Annotated in this window: 20 protein-coding genes and 2 riboswitches; of the genes, 3 read left to right on the top strand and 17 right to left on the bottom strand. The window is 75.4% G+C overall.

Going from position 1 to position 20,529, the window contains the following annotated elements:
- Positions 1-17 precede the first annotated feature (17 nt).
- Positions 18-767 (top strand): GNAT family N-acetyltransferase, encoded by a 750-nt coding sequence (locus tag ACQP60_RS06615; protein WP_429729622.1) that lies wholly within the window; start codon positions 18-20, stop codon positions 765-767.
- A 59-nt stretch (positions 768-826) separates the two neighbouring features.
- Here ACQP60_RS06615 and ACQP60_RS06620 read toward each other — a convergent pair whose 3' ends face one another.
- The 17 genes from ACQP60_RS06620 to ACQP60_RS06700 form a co-directional block, all read right to left on the bottom strand.
- Entirely contained in the window at positions 827-1,843 is a 1,017-nt protein-coding gene (locus ACQP60_RS06620) for an aldo/keto reductase (RefSeq protein WP_429729625.1), read from the bottom strand.
- A gap of 76 nt (positions 1,844-1,919) precedes the next feature.
- Positions 1,920-2,438: a gamma carbonic anhydrase family protein gene (locus ACQP60_RS06625; protein WP_429729628.1), complete on the bottom strand. Its 519-nt coding sequence runs from the start codon at positions 2,436-2,438 to the stop codon at positions 1,920-1,922.
- Between the two features lie 102 nt (positions 2,439-2,540).
- Positions 2,541-4,253, bottom strand: a complete 1,713-nt coding sequence (locus ACQP60_RS06630; RefSeq protein WP_429729631.1) for a dipeptide ABC transporter ATP-binding protein — start codon at positions 4,251-4,253, stop codon at positions 2,541-2,543.
- Positions 4,250-5,170, bottom strand: coding sequence for an ABC transporter permease (locus ACQP60_RS06635; protein WP_429729633.1), 921 nt, complete (start codon positions 5,168-5,170; stop codon positions 4,250-4,252). Before ACQP60_RS06635 ends, ACQP60_RS06630 begins: the two co-directional genes overlap by 4 nt.
- Positions 5,167-6,162, bottom strand: a complete 996-nt coding sequence (locus ACQP60_RS06640; RefSeq protein ID WP_429729636.1) for an ABC transporter permease — start codon at positions 6,160-6,162, stop codon at positions 5,167-5,169. Before ACQP60_RS06640 ends, ACQP60_RS06635 begins: the two co-directional genes overlap by 4 nt.
- 1 nt (position 6,163) lies before the next feature.
- Positions 6,164-7,831 (bottom strand): ABC transporter substrate-binding protein, encoded by a 1,668-nt coding sequence (locus ACQP60_RS06645; RefSeq protein WP_429729639.1) that lies wholly within the window; start codon positions 7,829-7,831, stop codon positions 6,164-6,166.
- A 74-nt stretch (positions 7,832-7,905) separates the two neighbouring features.
- Positions 7,906-8,019: riboswitch (SAM riboswitch) on the bottom strand.
- Positions 8,020-8,191: 172 nt separating this feature from the next.
- Positions 8,192-8,653: a DUF4395 domain-containing protein gene (locus ACQP60_RS06650; protein WP_429729641.1), complete on the bottom strand. Its 462-nt coding sequence runs from the start codon at positions 8,651-8,653 to the stop codon at positions 8,192-8,194.
- A gap of 29 nt (positions 8,654-8,682) precedes the next feature.
- Positions 8,683-9,123 (bottom strand): thioredoxin family protein, encoded by a 441-nt coding sequence (locus tag ACQP60_RS06655; RefSeq protein ID WP_429729644.1) that lies wholly within the window; start codon positions 9,121-9,123, stop codon positions 8,683-8,685.
- A gap of 117 nt (positions 9,124-9,240) precedes the next feature.
- Positions 9,241-10,368, bottom strand: a complete 1,128-nt coding sequence (locus ACQP60_RS06660) for an LLM class flavin-dependent oxidoreductase (RefSeq protein ID WP_429729647.1) — start codon at positions 10,366-10,368, stop codon at positions 9,241-9,243.
- On the bottom strand, positions 10,368-11,522 hold the full coding sequence (locus tag ACQP60_RS06665; RefSeq protein ID WP_429729649.1) for an LLM class flavin-dependent oxidoreductase: 1,155 nt from the start codon (positions 11,520-11,522) through the stop codon (positions 10,368-10,370). Before ACQP60_RS06665 ends, ACQP60_RS06660 begins: the two co-directional genes overlap by 1 nt.
- 51 nt (positions 11,523-11,573) lie before the next feature.
- A complete protein-coding gene (locus ACQP60_RS06670) occupies positions 11,574-11,966 on the bottom strand; it encodes a rhodanese-like domain-containing protein (protein WP_429729652.1) in 393 nt (130 codons plus the stop codon).
- A gap of 29 nt (positions 11,967-11,995) precedes the next feature.
- On the bottom strand, positions 11,996-13,174 hold the full coding sequence (locus ACQP60_RS06675) for an LLM class flavin-dependent oxidoreductase (RefSeq protein WP_429729654.1): 1,179 nt from the start codon (positions 13,172-13,174) through the stop codon (positions 11,996-11,998).
- Positions 13,175-13,225: 51 nt separating this feature from the next.
- A complete protein-coding gene (locus ACQP60_RS06680) occupies positions 13,226-14,254 on the bottom strand; it encodes an ABC transporter substrate-binding protein (RefSeq protein WP_429729657.1) in 1,029 nt (342 codons plus the stop codon).
- Between the two features lie 64 nt (positions 14,255-14,318).
- On the bottom strand, positions 14,319-15,167 hold the full coding sequence (locus ACQP60_RS06685) for an amino acid ABC transporter ATP-binding protein (RefSeq protein WP_429729660.1): 849 nt from the start codon (positions 15,165-15,167) through the stop codon (positions 14,319-14,321).
- Complete coding sequence (locus ACQP60_RS06690) at positions 15,164-16,261, bottom strand: amino acid ABC transporter permease (protein WP_429729663.1); 1,098 nt, start codon at positions 16,259-16,261, stop codon at positions 15,164-15,166. Before ACQP60_RS06690 ends, ACQP60_RS06685 begins: the two co-directional genes overlap by 4 nt.
- A complete protein-coding gene (locus ACQP60_RS06695) occupies positions 16,258-17,223 on the bottom strand; it encodes a DUF1684 domain-containing protein (protein WP_429729666.1) in 966 nt (321 codons plus the stop codon). The genes ACQP60_RS06690 and ACQP60_RS06695 overlap by 4 nt, the downstream gene beginning before the upstream one ends.
- 91 nt (positions 17,224-17,314) lie before the next feature.
- On the bottom strand, positions 17,315-18,574 hold the full coding sequence (locus tag ACQP60_RS06700) for an LLM class flavin-dependent oxidoreductase (RefSeq protein ID WP_429729669.1): 1,260 nt from the start codon (positions 18,572-18,574) through the stop codon (positions 17,315-17,317).
- A 372-nt stretch (positions 18,575-18,946) separates the two neighbouring features.
- Positions 18,947-19,060: riboswitch (SAM riboswitch) on the bottom strand.
- 292 nt (positions 19,061-19,352) lie between these two features.
- On the opposite strand from ACQP60_RS06700, the gene ACQP60_RS06705 reads away from it, so the two are divergent.
- Both ACQP60_RS06705 and ACQP60_RS06710 read left to right on the top strand, forming a co-directional pair.
- A complete protein-coding gene (locus tag ACQP60_RS06705) occupies positions 19,353-20,081 on the top strand; it encodes a GTP pyrophosphokinase (RefSeq protein WP_429729986.1) in 729 nt (242 codons plus the stop codon).
- A 6-nt stretch (positions 20,082-20,087) separates the two neighbouring features.
- Positions 20,088-20,516 carry an MmcQ/YjbR family DNA-binding protein gene (locus ACQP60_RS06710; protein WP_429729672.1) on the top strand — a complete coding sequence of 143 codons (429 nt, stop codon included), beginning with the start codon at positions 20,088-20,090 and terminating at the stop codon, positions 20,514-20,516.
- Positions 20,517-20,529: the final 13 nt, after the last annotated feature.

The following is a 20,529-nucleotide window of genomic DNA, read 5'->3' on the forward strand; positions in this document are numbered from 1 at the left end:
GCCCGACAGGAGGACCCATGACCGCCACCGCCCCCGCCACGCACAGTGCGGACCACGTCGCCGAGCCCGACGCTGCCGACCCGTCCGAGGCCGTCCTCGACAACCCGCGCTGGTCGTCGCTCACCGGGGCGCACGCGCACCTGGCCGAGGGCAACGAGCTGGTGCTGCGGTACCCGGTCGACGTGTCGCCGTTCGCCGGGGTCCGGTCGTGGGACGACCCGGACGTGTGGGACGCGATCGTCGACGTCGCGGGCCGCGGGGCCGAGTTCCCCGGCCCGCCGGCCGACGTCGTGCTCCCCGCGGGCTGGGAGCGCGTCTCGCTGCACGAGGGGGTCCAGCTCGTCGAGACGGAGCGACTGCGCACCCGCGCCGACGACGAGGCCGTGGTGCTCGGCGCCGGCGACGTGCCCGACATGCTCGCGCTCGTCGAGCGCTCGCGGCCCGGCCCGTTCCTGCCGCGCACCTATCTCATGGGCCGGTACGTCGGCATCCGGCGGGACGGGCGCCTGGTCGCGATGGCGGGCGAGCGGCTGCAGCCGGAGGGCTGGACCGAGATCAGCGCCGTCACGACCGACCCCGACCACCGCGGCCAGGGCCTCGCCACACGCCTGGTCCTCGACGTCGCGCACCACGTCCGCGAGCGCGGCGCCCGGCCCATGCTGCACGCGGCGGGGAACAACGTGAACGCCATCCGGCTGTACGAGAACCTCGGGTTCCGGCTGCGCGCCCGCACCGCCTTCGGCGCGGTGCGCACGCCGGCGCCCTGACACCGGCACCACGACGGCCCGGGCCCCGCGCGGGGACCCGGGCCGTCGCGCGTCGTGGCTCAGGCCTCCAGCAGGTCGGGCTGCGGGTGCCGCACGCCCTCGACGGCGCCGCGCGGGATGGCGCCGGCGATCGCGCCCAGGTCGTCCTCGCCCAGGACGATCGACGCCGCCGCGACGTTCTGCTCCAGGTAGCGCAGGCGCTTCGTGCCGGGGATGGGCACGATGTCGTCGCCCTGCGCGAGCAGCCAGGCGAGTGCCAGCTGCGCCGCCGTGACGCCACGCTCGGCGGCGAGGTCCTCGAGCGAGCGCACCAGGGACCGGTTGTGCTCGAACGCCTCCCCGGCGTAGCGGGCGTGCTTGCGGCGCACGTCGTCGGCGGCCAGGTCGGTCACCTGGTCGACGGTGCCGGTGAGGATGCCGCGACCCAGCGGGGAGAACGGGACGAAGCCGATGCCGAGCTCGCGCAGCGCGGGCAGGACGGCGTCCTCGGGGTCGCGGGTCCACAGCGAGTACTCGCTCTGCACGGCGGTCACCGGATGGACGGCGTGCGCGCGGCGCACGGTGGCGGCGCCCGCCTCCGAGAGACCGATCGCACGGACCTTGCCCGCCGCGACCAGCTCCGCGAGCGCGCCGACGGTCTCCTCGACGGGCACCTGCGGGTCCACGCGGTGCAGGTAGTACAGGTCGAGGCGGTCGGTGCCGAGGCGGGTCAGCGAGCGGTCGACCGCGGCGCGCAGGTACTCCGGGCGGCCGTCGACGGGGCGGCCGTCGGGGTGCGTGCCGAGCCCGAACTTCGAGGCCAGCACGATCCGGTCGCGGTGCGGGCCGAGCACGCGGCCGATGAGCTCCTCGTTGCGCCCGGCGCCGTACACGTCGGCGGTGTCGATCAGCGTGACGCCGAGCTCCAGGGTGCGGCGCAGCACGGCCTCCGCCTCGGCGGCGTCGGCCGGGCCGTACGAGTCGGCGACGGACATGCCGCCGAAGCCGAGCGCGGACACGGTGAGGGCGTGGTCGCCCGAGCCGAGGGCGCGGGTGGGCAGGGCACGCGGCTCGGCGCCCGTGGGAGGTGTCGTCATGGCCGCAGCCGACCACCGCGCCCTCCGGCGCGCAAGGGCGGGGGCGCCCCTCTCGGATGCTGGACGACGGGGCGGCTCAGCCGACCGAGCGGCGGTGGCGCTCCGCGAGCTCCTGGTACTCGATCGCGTTGCGGCGCACGCGCTCGGCGCCCTCGGCGTCGAGCTCGCCCCGGTCCTTCGCCGGGACGCCGACGGCGAGGTGCCCGGCGGGGATCTCCTGGCCCTCGCGCACCAGCGCGCCCGCCGCCACGAACGCGCCCTCGCCCACGACGGCGTTGTTGAGGAGGGTGGCGCCCATCCCGATGAGGCTGCCGTCGCCCACCGTGGCGCCGTGGATGATCGCGCCGTGCCCGACGCCCACGCCGGCCCCGATGGTCGCGGGCACGCCGGTGTCGGTGTGCACCACGCAGTTGTCCTGGATGTTGGAGCCCTCGCCGAGCACGATCGCGTCCATGTCGCCGCGCAGCACCGCGCCGTAGAAGACGCTGGCCCGCGCGCCGATGCGCACGTTCCCCACGATCGTCGCCGTGGGGGCGACCCACGCCGTGGGGTCGATGTCGGGAGTGTGACCGTCGAAGGGGAGCACCGTCGCCATGCGCGCGACCCTACCTGCCGCGCGCCCTCGCCTCGACGCCGGCAGAGCGCCTGCCGACGTAGCACCTGGTGTCGCTCCCGGGCCCGGAAGCGACACCAGGTGCTACGTCGAGGTTCCGGACAGCGCCCGGCGACCGGGGATCGCGGCCACCAGCTCGCGCGTGTAGTCCTGCTGCGGGTCCAGCAGGATCCGCTCCGCCGCGCCCTGCTCCACGAGCCGGCCCCGCTGCATCACACCCACCTCGTCGGCGACCTGCCGCACGACGGCGAGGTCGTGCGAGATGAACAGGTACGCGAGCCCGTGCTCGGCCTGGAGGCGCACCAGCAGCTCGAGGATCTGCGCCTGCACGGAGACGTCGAGCGCCGACACGGGCTCGTCGAGCACCACGAGGTCCGGCCGCAGGGCGAGCGCCCGCGCGATGGCGACGCGCTGCCGCTGCCCGCCGGACAGCTCCCGCGGGCCGCGCCGCAGCACGTCGGCGGGCAGCGCCACGTCCTCGACGAGGGCGCGCACCCGGTCGGCGCGCTCCGCGCGGTCGCCGACACCGTAGGCGCGCAGCGGCTCCGCGATCACCTGCTCCACCGTGAACCGGGGGTCCAGCGAGGCGTAAGGGCTCTGGTAGACCACCTGGAAACCCCGCCGCAGGGTCCGCAGCTCCCGCCCGCGCGCGGCGGTGACGTCCTGCCCGCGGAACACGACCCGCCCGGCCGAGGGCCGCTCGAGCCGCAGCGCCAGGCGCGCCGTCGTCGTCTTGCCGGAGCCGGACTCGCCCACCAGCGCGTACGTGCGCCCACGCCCGACGGCGAGGCTGACGTCGTCCACCGCCACGAGCGTGCGGCGCTGCGCGCCGCGCGGCAGGGCGAACTCCTTGCGCACGCCGTCGAGCGCGAGGACGGGTTCCGCCGCCGCCGGAGACGCCGAACGCTCCGCCGCCGGCTCGGCTCCGCCGTCCGGGGCACCGACGCCCCGCCCACCGACGACGAGGCGGGAGCTCGCGAGGCTCGGGGCGGCCGCGATGAGCGCGCGCGTGTACGGGTGGCGCGGGTCGTCGAGCAGGTGCCCTGCCGGCCCCTCCTCCACGACGACCCCGTCCTGGAGCACGACGATCCGGTCCGCGCGGTCCGCGGCGACGCCCAGGTCGTGGGTGATGAGCAGCACCGCGGTGCCGGTCTCGCGCACTAGGGAGTCGAGGTGGTCGAGGATGCGGCGCTGCACGGTGACGTCGAGCGCGCTGGTGGGCTCGTCCGCGACGATCAGGCGCGGCCGGGCCGCGAGGGCGATCGCGATGAGCACCCGCTGCCGCAGGCCCCCGGAGAGCTGGTGCGGGTACTGCCGGGCCCGCGCGGCGGGGTCGTCCACGCCCGCCTCCCGCAGCAGTTCGACGGCGCGCACCCTGGCGTCGGCGCGGCGCGCCAGCCCGTGGATGACGAGCACCTCGGCGACCTGGTCGCCCACGCGCACCACGGGGTTGAGGGAGACGGTCGGGTCCTGCGGCACGAGTCCGACGTGCCGGCCGCGGACGCCCTGCCACTCCTTGCTCGACCGGCTCGTCGTGAGGCTGTCGGTCAGGTCGCGGCCGTCGAGCCGGAGGCTGCCCGCCGTGACGATCCCGCCCCGGGGCAGGAGGTGCAGCGCGGCGTGCGCCGTCGTGCTCTTGCCCGAGCCGGACTCGCCGACCAGGGCCACGATCTCTCCCGCCCCGACGCGCAGGTCCACGCCCCGCACGGCGGGGCGGGTGCTGCCGTCGGCGGTCCGGTACGCGACCTCGAGGCCTTGGATCTCCAGCACCGGCGTGTCCGAGGTCGTGCGCGTCACTGGTCCTCTCCCGTCTTCTCCAGGGCCCGCGACACCCGGTTGGCGGCGAGCACGACGGCCACGATGACGAGGCCGGGCAGGGTGGTGAGCCACCAGGCGGTGGCGAGGTAGTCGCGCCCGCCCGAGACGAGCGCGCCCCACTCGGGCGCGGGCGGCGGGGTGCCGTAGCCGAGGAAGCTCAGCGCGGACACGGCGAGCACGGCCGTGCCGAGGTCGAGGGCGACGAGCGCGAGCACCGGGCCGGAGGAGTTGGGCAGCACGTGCCGGCCCAGCACGGCGGGCCAGCGCAGCCCCGACGCCCGGGCCGCCTCGACGTACACGGAGGTCGACACGCGCAGCACCTCGGCGCGCATCACGCGGGCGAACGTGGCGACCGAGCCGATGCCGACCGCGACGGCCACCTTGACGGGCCCGAAACCGAGCGCGGTGATGATCGCCAGGGACAGCAGGATGCTCGGGATCGCGAGCAGCACGTCGACCAGCCGGCCGATCACGTCGTCCACCCAGCCCCGCAGGAAGCCCGCGAGCAGGCCGAGGAGGGAGCCGAGGACAAGGCCGACCGCCACCGCGAGGGCGGTCGTGCGCAGGGTCAGCGACGACCCGTGCACCACGCGTGCGTACACGTCGCGCCCCAGGTGGTCGGTGCCGAACCAGTGCGCGGCCGACGGCGGCTGGAGCCGGTCGGCGGGGACGCCGACCAGCGGGTCCTGGCCGGTGAATGCCTGCGGCGCCACGGCCCAGGCCGCGACGAGCAGCAGCACGACGACGGCCAGGAGCAGGTCCGGGCGGCCCAGCACGTGACGTGCCGCGCTCGCCGCGCGGCGCGCCCGGGTGACGTCTCCCGGGGCGCCGGCGGGCGCGTGCCCGGTCTCCCGCGCCGGCGTGACCCGCGGGCGGGTGAGGGTCTGCAGCGTCATGCCGTCACCGCCCTCGTCCGCCGGGCCGCACGCTGCCCCGCCCTCGCCCGTCCGCTCCCCCGCGCCTGGATCCGGGGGTCGAGGAGCGGGTAGACGAGGTCCACCACGAGCGTGACGACGACGAAGACGAGCGCGGAGAACACCACGACCGCCAGCACCACCGGCACGTCCTGCTGGTTGACCGACTGCACCGTGAGCCGCCCGAGCCCCTGGCGCGAGAACACGGTCTCGGTGACGACGGCGCCGCCGAGCAGGCCACCCACCAGCACGCCGAGCACGGTGAACGCCGGGATGGCGGCGTTGCGCAGGGCGTGCGCGAGGTGCACCCGGGTGCGGCTCGCGCCCTTCGCCCACGCCGTCTCCACGTAGGGCTCCCCGAGGGTGCCGCGCAGGGAGCGGGACAGGATCTGGGCGAGCTGGGCGCCCGCGGGCACGGCGAGGGTGATCGTGGGCAGCACGAGGCTGACCGCTCCTTCGTTGCCGAGCGCCGGGAACAGCGGCAGCCGGAACGAGAACCACTGCAGCAGCACCAGGCCCACGAAGAAGGTGGGCAGGGCCACCCCGAGCGGGGGCAGGGCGGACAGCGCCTGGCGCAGGAATCGGGAGCGCGGGAAGACGCCGGCCACGGCCACCGCGGTGCCGCCCACGACGGCGACGAGGAGCGCCGCCCCCGTGAGCTCGAGGGTCTCGGGCAGGGCCTGCGCCACGAGCGACGTGGCGGACGCGCCGCTCACGTACGAGACGCCGAAGTCGCCGGTCAGCGCGCCGAGAAGCGCGTCGCCGTACTGGACGAGGATCGGGCGGTCGAGCCCGTACTCGGCGCGCAGGGCGGCGAGCTGGGCCGGGTCGACCTGGCTCACCTCGCCGCCCCCGGACGCGACCAGTGCCGCCGGATCGCTCGGCAGCAGGTAGAGGACGAAGAACGCGACGGTGAACGCGGCACAGAGGACGAACACCCCCTGCGCGGCGCGTCGCAGCACGTAGCGGGTCATCTCACTGCTCCGCGCCGTCGGTGACCCACGCGTCGTAGAAGTCGAGCCGCGAGGAGGCCTCGAAGGTCAGCCCCTGCACGCGGTCGGCCGCGGCGATCGTCGTGGACAGCTCGTAGACGGGGATGGCGTGCCCACGCTCGAGCAGGAGCCGGGACGCCTCGGTGACGAGCTTCTTCCGCTCCTCGGGGTCGGTGGCCGCGGCCGAGTCGTCGAGCAGCTCGTCCACCTTCTCGGGGTCACGCTGGTTGATGTTGCGCGCGTTGGCCGAGAAGATCGTGCGCAGCACGTCGGCGTCGGACCGCGTGAGGTTGTAGTAGTCGAAGTCGAAGTCGCCGGCCTCGTTCGCCGCCTCCTTCTCGGCGACGGTCACGTGCTTGAGCTGCAGGTCCACGCCGATCTGCCGCAGCTGCTGCTGCACCAGCTCGAGCGCGCCAGGCTCCTGCCAGAACGTCACGGTCGTGGTGAGCTTCTGCCCGTCCTTCACCCGGATGCCGTCGGCACCCTCGACCCAGCCGGCGTCGTCGAGAGCCTTCTTCGCGCCCTCGGGGTCGTAGGCGAGCAGGTCGTCGGCGCCCTCGAACAGCGGCGTCGAGTGGGACAGGACGCCCGTGGCCGGCTGGTCCTGCGGCGTCAGGACGGTGTCCACGATCTGCTGGCGGTCGATGCCCTTGACGAGGGCGGTGCGCACGGCCTCGTCGGCGGCCAGCGGGCGGGACTCGTTGGGGAAGAGGTTGAACACGACGCCGGGGTTGGCGCGGTACTGCAGCCAGAACCCGTCGCCGTCGAACTGCGGCAGGTCGACGGCGTTCAGCGCGGCGGTGGCGTCGATCTGCCCCGACTGGAGGGAGCCGGTGCGCACGCTGGCCTCGGGCACGACCTTGAGCGTCACGGTGTCGAGGTAGGCCTCGCCGGTGTGCGCGCTCGCCTCGGACCCCCAGGCGTAGCCCCTCACCTTCTCCAGGACGATCTCCTGGTCCTGGGTGTACGACTTCACCGCGAACGGGCCCGAGCCCACGTACTTGCCGGCGCAGCGGTCCTCGGCGGAGAGCTGCGCCGACGCGGGCGACAGCAGGCCGAGGGAGAACGTCGACGTCGCCTGGAGGAACTGCGCGCTGGGCTCGTCGAAGTCGACGGTCACGGTGTGCTCGTCCACCACGGTCGTGCCGGCGTAGCCGACGAGGTACTGGGAGCCGAGGGACGCCACGGCGCCCAGGTCGACGATGGCGTCGAAGTTGGTCTTGACGGCCTCGGCGTCGATGGGGGTGCCGTCGGCGAAGGTGGCGTCGTCGCGCAGGTGGAAGGTGTAGCTGGAGGCGTCGTCGTCCACCTCCCAGCTCTCGGCGAGCCAGGGCAGGATCTCGCCGGTCTCCGGGTCCTGGGCGGTGAGCGACGCGACGGTCTGGCGGGCGGCGGCGATCGCGTCGTTGTTGCCGACCTGCTGCGGGTCGATGCAGTGCGAGTCCACCGTGATGGCGAACGTCAGGTCGCCGCCGGCGACGGGCTCGGCGTCGGCCGACGCGACGGGCTCGGCGTCGGCCGACGCGCCGGTCCCTGCGGTGTCGGCGCCCGTCGAGCAGGCGCTCAGCAGGAGGCCGGCGGCCGAGACGGTCGCAGCAAGCCCGACGGCGGGGCGGCGCGGGGTGCGCGAGGTGCGCGGGGTGGTCGTCATCGCGTGGCAGTCCTCGTGGTCGTGGCGGGCCGTCCCCGCGCCGGCGCGGGGCCGGGCGCGGTCGTGGACGACCGGAGCCGTGCTTACCCCGCCGCGGACGCCGCGGGGTCAGGTCGTTCCCGGAGCACCCCGTCACGTCGAAGGGTTGCTGGCCAGCGAGCCGGGCCTGGGTGCTGGCGCTCGTCACCTGGGCGGCAGGGAAGCCGTCGCGGTCGCGCGAGTCAAGGGTCGGGCGGGACGTCTCACATCACGGACGAGCGGTGGAGACACGGCGGGCCGCGGACGCCGAAGGCCCCGCCGTCGGTGACGGCGGGGCCTTCGTGGGGCGCTCGGGTGCGGCGGTGGGGTTGGGCGGACGCCTCAGCGGGCCGAGGGCCGCAGTCGCGCGCCGAGCAGGTAGAGCTCGCAGCCCAGGCACAGCCCGACGACGGCGTTGAGGCCGGCCGCGACGAACGCGATCCCCGCGGCCCACGGCACGGCGGCCAGCACGCCCGCGAGCCCGAGGGCGACGCCGACGCCCGTGACCACGAGGCCGACGAGCTGGGCGAACCGAGGCGGGCGCGGGTCCTCGAGCTCGACGGGCGGGGCGAGCCGGGGGCGTACGAGCGTCTTGAAGAGCCAGCCCTGCACGGTCCCCTGGGCTCCGCGCACCGTGCCCAGCAGGAAGCCGGCGGCCACGACGGCGAGCAGCACGAGGCCGGCGGTGGACGCCCCGAGGAGCACGACGACCGCGAGCAGCAGGGCGGTGATGCCGGCGCCGACCCGCGGGCCGCGCGGGTCGATGCCGGCCGGCGCCTGGGTGGGGATGGTCTCGCGGGTCATCGTCGCCTCCTGCGGGCGGTTCGGGGGAATCAGGCGGCGGGCGCCGGGAGCGCCGCAGCCAGGGCCTGGCGCGCCTGCGCCGGCGACATGCCGCCGCTGCTGCGGGCGGCCTGCGCGCCGGTCGCGTCGAGCACGAGCACCGTCGGGGTGGTGAGGACGCCGAGCTCGCGCACGAGGTCGAGGTGGTCGTCCACGTCGAGCTCGTGGTGCTCGACGCCGGCCTCGCGCTCGGCGAGACTCTTCAGGACGCGCGCGGTGGCGCGGCACGGGGCGCACACCTCGGCGGACAGCTGGACGAAGGTCGCCCGTTCGCCGAGCCGGATCCCGCGGGCCGCCCAGTCCACGACGGTCTCGCGGCGGGCGGGCGCGGTACGGACGCGCCCCTGGCGGGACCGCCACACCGCGCCGAGGACGACGGTCGCCAGGACGAGCACGGCCAGCACCATGAGCTGGGTCGGCTGGACGGTCATGACTCCTCCTGTCGCGGGCGGTCGGGCATCGGTCCGCCGCCATTCTCCTCGCCGCCCACCATCCGGTCGACGGGGCGACCGCATGCCGGACACCGGCCCCCGGCGATGGCTGGGTGCTCACGCGGCCGCGGCAGCCGCGTCGTGCGCGACGGCGGTGAAGCCCGCGGCCCGGCGACCGTCGTCGGGCCCCCAGAGCGTCGTCGAGACCTCGGCGCGCACGACGGGCGCGACCTCGGCCGCGAACCGGCGCAGCACGTCCTCCTGGTGGGCGGGCTCGAGCAGGTGGTTCACCGAGACCGACTGCAGCGCGTGCCCGAAGGTGCCGTGGTAGTCGAGGATCTTCTCGGCCACCCGCTCGGGCGATCCGACCAACGCCGGGCCGTGCGCGACGGCGTCCTCGATCGTCTCGAACGCCTGCGCCTTGCCGACGTGCGTCGCGGGGTCGTAGCCCCGCGCCCGCAGCCGCGCGACCTGTCCCTCGTACAGCGGCCGGTACTGCTCGACAGCCTGCTCGGTGGTGTCCGCGAGGAACAGTCCGCCGGAGCCGGCGCCCACGAAGCCGTATGCCGGGTCGTGCCCGGCGGCCGCGTACCGCTCCCGGTAGCGGTCGATCAGGCGCCCGTAGCTCTCCCGCGGCTGCAGCGCGTTGGCGCTGACGATCGGGTCGCCCCACCGGGCGGCCAGGTCGACGGCGAACTCGCTCGTCGCGGACCCGTGCCAGATGCGGAACGGCCCGGCGAACGGTCGCGGCAGCGTGGTGGCGTGCTCCAGGGCGTGCCGGTGCCGCCCGGACCACGTCACGTCCTCGGTCGACAGCAGCAGCCGCAGCAGCTCGTAGTTCTCCTCGAGGTACTCGTACTGCTTGGCGATGTCGAGGCCGAGCAGCGGGTACTGCAGCTCCTCGTTGCCCTTGCCGATGACGATCTCCAACCGCCCGCGGGAGAGCTGGTCGACGGTCGCGAGGTCCTCCGCCACCCGGATCGGGTCGAGCAACGAGAGCACGGTGACGCCGGTGGACAGCAGGATGCGGTGGGTGCGCGCGGCCACCGCCCCGAGGATCACGGTGGGCGCGGACGACAGCACGTCCCCGGCGTGCCGCTCCCCCACCGCGAACGAGTCGAACCCGAGCTCCTCGGCCAGCACGGCGTGCTCGACGACGCGCGCCAGCCGGTCCGCGGGCGGCACCGCCTCTCCCGTGACGGGATGCGGCGGGTTGAACACGATGTCGAGCAGCTGGAAGCGCATCAGGCCACGCGCTCCCCGGTCGCGGCCGCTGCAGACTCGGCGGACTCGGCCGACTCGGCGGCGGCACGGTCGCGCGCGGCCACGCCCTCGCGCACCAGCGGGATGACGTGGCGGCCGAAGTCGATCGCGTCGTCGAGCAGGTCGTACCCGCGCGCGGAGATGACCCGCACGCCGAGGTCGTAGTACGCGAGCAGCGCCTCGGCGACCTGCTCGGGCGTGCCGACCAGCGCGTTGGAGTTGCCGGCCCCGCCGGTGGCCTTGGCCGTCGCGGTCCAGAGCGCGGTGTCGTACCGCTCGCCGGCCGCGGCGATCTCGAGGAGGCGCTGCGACCCGGCGTTCTCGGGCCGGTCGATCGGGTGCCGCCGGGACAGCTGCCCGCCGAGCTCCGCCTTGCGGGCCTCGATCCGGTCCAGCACGCGGTGCGCCTTCTCCCAGGCCAGCTCCTCGGTGGGCGCGACGATCGGCCGGAAGGCCGCGTGGATGCGCGGCGGCGTCGCGCGACCGGCCGCCGTGGCCTCGGCGTGCACGCGGTCGATCTGCTCCTTCGTGCGCGCCAGGGGCTCGCCCCAGACGGCGTAGATGTCGGCCTCCGCCGCCCCGACGCGGAAGGCGGCGTCCGAGGACCCGCCGAACGAGATCGTGGGCACGTGGCCCTCGAACGGCTTCGCGTCGAGCACGAAGTCCTCGAAGTCGTAGAACTCGCCGTGGTGGTCGAACGCCTCCGGGCTGGTCCAGGCCTGCTTGACGATCCGGATGTACTCGTGGGTGCGCGCGTACCGCTCGCCCTTGGTGAGCCGGTCGCCCTCGCGCCCCTGCTCGTGGTCGTTGCCGCCGGTGATGAAGTGCACCGACAGCCGACCGCCGGACAGCTGGTCGAGGGTCGCGAACGTCTTGGCGGCGTACGTCGGGTACGAGACGTTCGGGCGGTGCGCCAGCAGGAGCTCGATGCTCTGCAGGCGCGCCGCGGTGTACGCGGCGAGGGCGGCCGGCTCCGGGCCGGACGACCCGTAGGCGAACAGCACCCGCGTCCATCCGTTGTCCTCGTGGGCGCGCACGATGCGCTCGAGGTACGCCGGGTCGAACGCGGCGGTGGTGCGGGCGGACGTCTCGGACGCGTCGTTCGTGGTCGCGATGCCGAGGAACTCGACGGGCATGGGGTCTCCTTCGGTGCAGCGGTGGGGCGGGACGTGCTGGTGCCGGGCGGATCAGGCGCCCGCGGCGTCCGACGGCGCGCTCGCCGGGAGGCCGGCGTCGCGCCAGGCGGGGAACCCGCCGTCGACGTGGGTGACGTCGGTGTAGCCGCGGGCCGCGAGCGCCGCGGCGACCGGCCCGGAGCCGTCGATCGAGCCGCACACCACGACGACCGGGGTGTCGAGCGAGATCGCGGGCTTGTCGGCCGGGCCGAAGAGCGCGTCCAGGTCGTCCCTGTCGGCGAGCGTCGCCCCGGGGATCTCGCCGGTGGCGGCCCGCCCGCGGGACGACCGCACGTCGATCAGCAGGGCGCCGTCGGCGACCCGTGCGCCGGCGGTGCGGGCGTCGAGCGCCGGCACGGCGGTCTCGGGCGTCGTCTCGGGCGTGGTGGTCTCGGACGTGGTCATGGGTCCTCCTCGTGGATGGTGGGTGCGGGTCAGTGCGACGTGGCCAGGGCGGGGACGCGAGGCGCCTCGCCCTCGGTCGCGCCCCACGCCTGCGCGAGCAGCGCGAACGACCGCTGCCGGTCGGCGGGGTCGTGCGCGGCGGTGGTGACGAGCAGCTCGTCGGCCCCGGTGACGCGGGCCAGGGTCGCCAGCCGGTCCACGACGGTCGCCGGGTCGCCGACGACGCGCGTGTCCACCCGGTCGGCGACCACGGCACGCTCCGCCTCGGGGCGCTCGGCCCAGGGCGTGGCGTCGGCGGGGCGCGGGTAGGCGATCGCGCCGTGCTCCCCACGGCGGATGGAGAGCACCCAGTCGGCGAACGGCGCCGCGAGCTCGCGGGCCCGCTCGGTGGTGTCGGCGACGAGGACGTCGGCGGAGACGACGACGTACGGCGCTGCGAGCACGCCGGGCCGGAACGCCGCCCGGTACGCGGCGACCGTCTCCAGGGTGTTCGACGGGCTCACGTGGTAGTTCGCCGCCAGCGGCAGGCCGAGCTCCCCGGCCACGCGCGCGCTCTCGCCGCCGGAGGACGCCAGCACCCACAGGTCGAACGCGGCGTCCTGCACGGGCGGGGAGACGTACCGGCGGCCGCCTTGGTCGGCGTAGGTGCCCGCCCGCAGCCCGAGCACCAGCTCGACCTCGGCGCGGAAGCTCGCCGGCGTGCGTGAGGATCCCACCACGGCCGCCTGCGCGAGCGCCCGCTCGCGCAGCACGGAGTCCCCCGCGGTCGGCGGCGCCGGGGGCACGTACAGCCCGTCGACGACGCGCGGCCCGCTCGCCGATGCGGTGGGAACCCGCCGCGGCGCGCCGTCCTTCGGCGGCGTGAGCGCCCGGCCCAGGCCGAGGTCCACCCGCCCCGGGTGCAGGGCGGCGATGGTGCCGAACTGCTCGGCCGCGACGAGCGGGCTGGTGGTGCTCAGCAGCACCGCGCCCGAGCCCACGCGGATGCGCTCGGTGCGGGCGGCGACCGCGGCCGCGAGCACGGCCGGCGAGGCGGAGGCGACCCCCGGCGACAGGTGGTGCTCCGCGTACCAGACCCGGCGGTAGCCGAGCCGGTCGAGGTCGACGGCGAGGTCGACGGCGTCGCGCACCGCCTGCGCGCCCGTGCGCCCCTCGGGCACGAGGGCGAGGTCGAGGACGGACAGGGGCACCCGGGCGGTGTGGGTCATGGTGGTCTCCGGTGATGGTGCGGCGTGAGCGGGTGGTGGTGGGCCGAGCCGTCACTCGGTCGCGGGCAGGCCCGGAGGGTTGGTCTCGGGCTTCTCGACGGCCTCGGTCTCCAGGCCCCAGCGCTCGAGCACCTGCGCGTAGGTGCCGTCGTCGAAGGCCTGCTGGAGGGCCGCGGTGACGGCGGGCGCGAGGTCGTTGCCCTTCTTGGTGGCGACGGCGATCTGCGCGGTGTCGGGCCAGCCGCCGTTGAGCGTGCCGACGACGGCCAGCTCGTCGGGCGCGATCTTGGCCTGGTACGCGAGGGAGGCGTTGGGGCCGACGTAGACGTCGAGGCGGCCGGACTTCAGGGCGAGCAGCACGTCGGAGAGCTGCTCGTAGTACTCCGGCTGCCCGCCGGCGATGGGTTCGAGCCCCTCGGCGACGTTCTGGTCGTTCCACTCGAGCAGGATCTTCTCCTGGTTGGTCCCCGAGCCGACACCCACCCGCAGCCCGGCGATGTCCTTCCGCTCCGCGATCTCGCCGACGTCGGAGCCGGCCTTCGTCAGCCAGCCCAGCTCGTCGTTGCGGTAGGAGGAGAAGTCGATGGTCTCCTTGCGCTCCTCGGTCACGGTGACGTTGGAGATGACGGCGTCGACGTCGCCCGACTGGAGGGCCAGGGGCCAGTCGGCCCAGGCCTTGACCTCGAGGCGGAGGTCCTTGCCGAGGCCGTCGGCGACGAGCTGCGCGATGTCGGTCTCGTTGCCGATCGGGGTCTTGTCGTCGTCGGCGAAGAAGCCGAGCGGCGGCGCCGCGCCGGCGCTCACGGCGACGACGAAGTCGTCCTTGTCCGCGAACGCGTCGGGCAGCAGGCCGACGGCCTCGGCCGACTCCGTGGAGCGGATCCGGTCCTGGTCAGGGCTGGTGCTCACCTCGAGGCCGGCGGCGGCCGCCCCCTCGGAGCTGGTGCCGGCGGGGGCCTCGGCGCCGTCGCGGGCAGCCTCGGGCGCGGAGGTGCTCACGCTGCCGCAGGCGGTGAGCGCCAGCAGGGGGACGGCGGCGAGCAGGGCGAGCGCGCGGGCTCGGCGGGTCGGTGCGGTCACGGGTCTTCTCCTGGGGATGGGTGCGTGGGGGTGGGTCGGGTGCGGCCGGGGCCGGAGGGGGCGGTCAGAGGACCTTGTCGAGGAAGGCGCGGGTGCGGTCGTGGCGCGGGCGGGAGAGCACCTGGTCGGGCAGCCCCTGCTCGACGACCACCCCGCCGTCCATGAAGACGACGGTGTCGGCGACCTCGCGGGCGAAGCCGATCTCGTGGGTGACCACGACGAGGGTGGTGCCGGTGCTCGCGACGTCCTTGATGACCTCGAGCACCTCGCCGACCAGCTCGGGGTCGAGGGCGGACGTGGGTTCGTCGAAGAGCAGCACGCGGGGCCGGAGCGCGAGGGCGCGGGCGATGGCGACACGCTGCTGCTGCCCGCCGGACAGCTGCCGGGGCCGCGCGTCCGCCTTGTCGGCGAGGCCGACGCGGGCGAGCAGCTCGCGGGCCTCGGGCTCCACCTCGGCGCGGGGGCGGCGCTGCGCGGACAGCGGCGCCTCGACGACGTTCTCCAGCACGGTGAGGTGCGGGAAGAGGTTGAAGTTCTGGAAGACGAACCCGATGCGGGTGCGCTGCCCGAGGATCTCCCGCTCCTTGAGCTCCTGCAGCACGTCGCCCCGCCGGCCACCGCGTCGGGTGTGCCGGCGGCGGTAGCCCACGAGGTCGCCGTCCACCGTGACGAACCCGGCGTCGACCTTCTCGAGGTGGTTGATCGCGCGCAGCAGCGTGGACTTGCCCGAGCCGGAGGGCCCGAGCACGACGGTGACGGTGCCCGGCTCGAAGGTGAGGTTCACGTCGCGGAGCACCTCGAAGGTGCCGAAGCTCTTGTGCAGGCCGTGCACCTCGACGCGGCCGGCCGCGCCGCCGTGCGCCCCTTGCCTGGCCGTCGGGCGGGTCGTCGGGTGGGTCGTCGTGGCGGTCATGCGGGGCCTCCCGGGGTTCGGGCGGTGCGGGTGAGGACGCCGACGCGGGCGCGGGCCGCGAACGCCGGCGGGACGTGCGGGGGCACGGGGCGGCCGGTGAGCCGGGCCACGGTCACGGCCGACGACCAGCGCAGCCGCTGCAGCGGCGTGGGCGGCAGGGTGCGCACGGCGCCCTTCGCGTAGTGCCGCTCCACGTAGTACTGGACGATCGTGATCAGCGTGGTGAGCACCAGGTACCAGATCGCCGCCACGATGAGCAGGGGCACGACCTTGCCGTTGCGGCCGTAGATGACGGACGCGATGTAGAACAGCTCGCCGTACGCGAGGACGTAGACGATCGAGGTGCCCTTGAGCAGGCCGATCACCTCGTTGACGGCGGTCGGCACGATCGAGCGCATCGCCTGCGGCAGCACGATCCGGGTCGCCTGGCGGCGGCGCGGGATGCCGAGGGAGGCGGCCGCCTCCTGCTGCCCCTGGTCGACGCTGAGGATGCCGGCGCGCACGATCTCGGCGGAGTACGCGGCCTGCGAGAGCCCCAGGCCCAGGATCGCGGCGCCGAACTTGTCGACGACCCCCAGGGTGTCGAACCAGAGGAACTCGGGCCCGAAGGGGACGCCGAGGCTCAGGTGCGGGTACAGGTAGGCGAGGTTGTACCAGAGCAGCAGCTGCAGCAGCAGCGGCACGGACCGGAACACCCAGGTGTACGCCCACGACACCCCGACGAGCAGCGGCGAGCGGGACAGCCGCATGAGCGCCAGCACCGTGCCGAGGGCGAAGCCCACCACCGAGGCCGCGGCCGTGAGGCGGATCGTCGCCCAGGCGCCGGAGAGGATCGAGGGCCAGGTGAGGTACTGCGCGACGACGTCCCACTCCCACCGGTCGTTGGTGAGCAGCGAGCTGACGACCATCGCGAGCAGCACGGCCACGCCGGCCGTCGCCACCCAACGGCCCGGGTGGCGGGCGGGGACGATGCGCAGGTCCGAGTACGGGCCGGAGGTGGCATTCCCCGACTCCGGCGGCCGGCCCGCCGGTGACGGCGTGCCCTCGGACCGTGTGCCCGCAGACTGCGCGCCCGGCGTCGTGACGGCGGTCATCGCGGCGCCCTCTCCCCCGCCGTGACGGCGAACGGGACGTGGTTGCCCGGCGGCGGGGCGGGGCACGTGCCGTGGTCGCTGAACGCGTACGGGAGGTTCAGCGCGTCGTTGAGGTCGAGTCGCGCGACGCCCGATCCGCCGGGGGGCAAGGACCCCGGCAGCTCCGGGCGAGCCACCCGCCAGGGCGCGACGCCGGGAGCCTCGTCGCTGAACAGCAGCGTCGGGGTGCCGCCGGGGCCGCCGGTCAGCACGAGCGTGACCGTCCGGTCGCCGCGCGTCAGGTCGAGCTCGCCGACCGCCTGCAGCCGATGCACCAGGCCGGACCGGGCGGCCCCGACGACAACCTCACGGGGCGCGTCGTACAGCCGCACGGGCGCCTCGAGCGCCCAGGACGGGTCGTGCGCGAAGACCGGCACGCCGGCGAAGTCGAGGCGGGCCCGGGCGTGCGGGTCACGCAGCCGGATCGCCAGGCGGCCGGTGCGCCGCACCAGCTCGATCGCCACCGCGGCCGTCTCCCCGGCGGTCTCGCCCGCCGTCGCGTCCTGGGCGGCCCGCTCTCCCGGGGCGGCGGCGGCGGCGTCGACGGGCTCGCGCCCGGCCGGCAGGAACGTGCCCACCACGACGCTGCCGCCCTCGGGGACGTCGCCGTCGAACGCGCCGTCCGCGACCCCGGGACCCTGGACGCGCGGTCCGTCCGCCTCGCCCGGCCGCAGGTGCGCGCCGACGTCGTCGGCGAGCCACAGCCCGGGCACGCCGGGCACGGGCTCCGGTCGCGACGGCAGCCAGTGGAATCCGGCCAGGCTCAGCCAGCCGTGCGGGGCGGCGAGCTCTCGTTCGCGGTCGGCTCGACGGCGCGCGCGCACGTCGGCGCCTTGGTCGGCGGCGAGATCGTCGTCGAGTTCGGCGGCAGGGCCGTGGGCGGGATCGGCGCGGCGGGCGCGCGGTGCGGCGGTGACGGTCATCGGGGGCCTCCGGTCACGAGGGGGCGAGCGGTGTCGCGGCGGGTGCCGACGACGCGGGCGAGGGCGACGCGGTGGGCGTCGTGGCGGGCGGTCACGCGCGCACCAGCCGGGAGTCGGCGGTGCGGCCCGCCCGGGCGCGCGGCCGAGCGGTCGCGGGAGCGGGGGCGACGACGGTGCCGGCGCCGGCAGCGATGCCGACGGCTGGTCCGGCGTCGGGCAGGCCGAGCGTCGCGCGGAGGGTGCGCGGCGCCGGGGACGCCACCGCCCGGACGCCGTCACGCACGAGCCGAGGGAGCACGCCGTCGACGAGGGCATCCAGGTCGGGGCCGAGCGACGAGGGCCGCAGCAGGAACCCGTCGGACGCGCCGGCGGCCCGCCAGTCGACGATCGTCTCGGCGAGGTCGTCGGGCGTCCCCGCCACCACCAGCAGCCCGCCGGAGATCTCGGGGCCCTCCAGGGCCTCCACGAGCTCGAGGCGCGCCTGCGCGCTGGCGCGGTCCTCGGCCAGCACGACGTACGCCTCGGTGAGGACGCGCAGCGTCTCGGGGTCGCGGCCGGCGGCCTCCGCCGCGTCGCGCAGCCGCGCGCGCAGCCGGACGGCTCGCGCGGGCGCGGTGGCCGCCACGCGCACGACGTCCGCCGTGCGGGCGGCGAGGTCGATCGCGGCCTCGCCCCGGACGGAGACGACGACGGGTGGGCGGCCCTGCCGCGTCCCGCCGCCCCGGCGCCCGTCCGCGACCTGCTCCTCCGCGGGACGGTGCCGGCGCACCGCGAACCGGATGCCGTCGTGGTCCACGCGGAAGCGCCCCTCGTCGTCGACGGTCACGGCGCCGGCGGTGTCGCCCGTCGCGCCCGACGCGAGGCCGTCCCAGTGCCGCACCACCTGCGCGGCGGCGCCGCGCGCCTGCTCCGCCCAGGCGTCGTCCTGCACGACGGCGCCGGCGGGGAGCCCGACCTGCCACCCGGCCCGGCCGGAGCTCGCCTGGTCGACGCGGGCGACGGCCTGGGCCACGTGCGCCGGGTCCACGTGCGCGGTGTCCACGGCGGCGACCAGTCCGGCCCGCCTCGTGTGCGGCGCCACCCGCGCGGCGGCGACGGCGGCGTCGAGCCGCCCGGTGACCTGCCGCCGACCGGGGTGCAGCAGGAAGCCCTCGTCGAGGGTGACGAGGTCGAGGCCGCCGTCGTCGGCCCGGCGGACGAGGCTGACGAAGCGCTCGGCGTCGAACGACCGTGGCTGCACGATGCCGCGCGCACGGTGCACGCCGGGGCGGGCGCCCGCCGCCGTGAGGTCGACCCCGACCACGAGGGGGGACGGGGTGCTGGTGGACGTCGAGGGCTGGGGGTACGGCACGTCGGCTCCGATCGGGGCGCGGCAGGCGGGCGCACTCGGACGCGGGTCGTCGACCCACGGGTGCGCACCACCGCCGGGAGGGCAGGGAAGGAGGGCCCGCCGTGACAGGCGGGCAGGGGCCGTCTGCGGCCGGGCCCGGCAGGTGCCGGGCCGTCGAGGAGGGTCGTCCGCCGCGGGGCGGACGCTCAGGCCGCGGTCAGCGGCGTCGACACCATGCCGGGGTGACCGCCAGGACGACCGCCGGGTCGGACACCGGGAGGCACGTCGACATCGGCGAGACGGACGGCTCCTGCCGGGTCCGGGACGACAGGGGGCGCACGGTGATGGCGTCGCGGTGCATGCTCGTCCTCTCCTGCTCCCCGCCGGGGCGGGGGTCGCGTGTTGCCGGGCCGTCGGCGACGGCCGGCCTGGTCCTCACCCGGGGCACCCACCCGCGCTGGGGGTTGCCGTCCGACGAGCCGGGGCTTCACGTCGGAGCTCGTGACCACCCGGGTCGTGCGGCCGCACCGCCTCGCGGCGCCGCGGTCGTCCGACCCGGTGCGCAGGAACGTAGGTGCAGGACAGGGGGGTGTCAACGGTTCGCGGGGCCCGTCTCGAATACCGAACACATCCGACCGGTTTTGTCGGATACTCGACGATCAGGAAAGCCGTCTACCGTGGTGGCGTGAGCCAGGACGCAGGGCAGGACGCACCGCACGACGGCGAGGACGGCACCCCGCACGACATCCCCCACGACACCGCACCGGGGGCGCCGCACCGCACCCCCGAGGCTGCCGAGATCCGGGCGCTCGTCGACCGCCTGCGGCGGCTCGTGCTGACGTACAAGTTCGGGATCGACGAGGTCATGACCAAGATCTCGATCCTGCGCGACGAGTTCCGGCACATGCAGAACTACAACCCGGTCGAGCACGTCAGCTCGCGCCTCAAGTCGCTCGAGTCGATCGTCGCCAAGTGCCGGCGCAAGGGCATCCCCCTGACGCCGGAGGGCGTCCGCGAGCACATGTTCGACGTCGCCGGCGTGCGCGTCACCTGCAGCTTCGTCTCCGACATCTACAAGGTGCGGGACATGCTCATGAACCAGGCGGACCTCACCGTCCTGGAGGAGCGCGACTACATCGCCCACCCGAAGGCCAACGGGTACAAGTCCCTGCACCTCATCGTGCAGGTGCCGGTCTACCTGTCCGACCGGGTCGAGCACGTCGTCGTGGAGATCCAGCTGCGCACCATCGCCATGGACTTCTGGGCGAGCCTGGAGCACAAGATCTACTACAAGTACGCGCGGGACGTGCCGCGGCACCTCACGGACTCGCTCAAGCTCGCCGCCGACGTCGCGTCCTCGCTGGACAGCTCGATGGAGCGGATCCACGACGAGGTGAAGGCGATCGCCGGCGCCGACGAGCCGGTCGAGCAGCGCGACGCGCTGCTCACCCCCGAGGAGATGCTGCGCAACTTCTGGAGCGCCGCCGAGGTCGAGGGCGACGCGCTGCGCACGTCGCGGCAGGACTGACGCTCCGTGGGCCCCGCGCAGCACCAGGACCTCGCCGCCGCCGTCGCGCTCGCGCTGCCGGGCGTCACCCGCACCTGGCCGTTCGGGCCAGAGCACGACGTGTTCAAGGTCCAGGGCAAGGTCTTCTGCATGACCACCGACGTCACGGGCACCCCGCTCGTGACGCTCAAGTGCGCGCCCGACGACGGCGAGGCGCTCCGCCAGGAGCTCGACACCGTGACCGCCGGCTACCACATGAACAAGCGCCACTGGATCTCGCTGGCGGCCGGGCCGGGGATCACGCCCGACCTCGTGGAGGAGCTGGTCCTGGACGCGTACGCGCTGGTCGTCGCGGCGTTGCCTCGCCGGCTGCGCCCGATCGACCTCGACGACGCCGAGCGGCTCCGCACCGGTCTGCGCGACGTGCTGGTCGGCAGGCTCCCGGCAGCTCCCTGACGCCGCGGGCCGC

Source organism: Isoptericola variabilis, assembly GCF_050311655.1.
Lineage (GTDB): Bacteria > Actinomycetota > Actinomycetes > Actinomycetales > Cellulomonadaceae > Isoptericola > Isoptericola variabilis.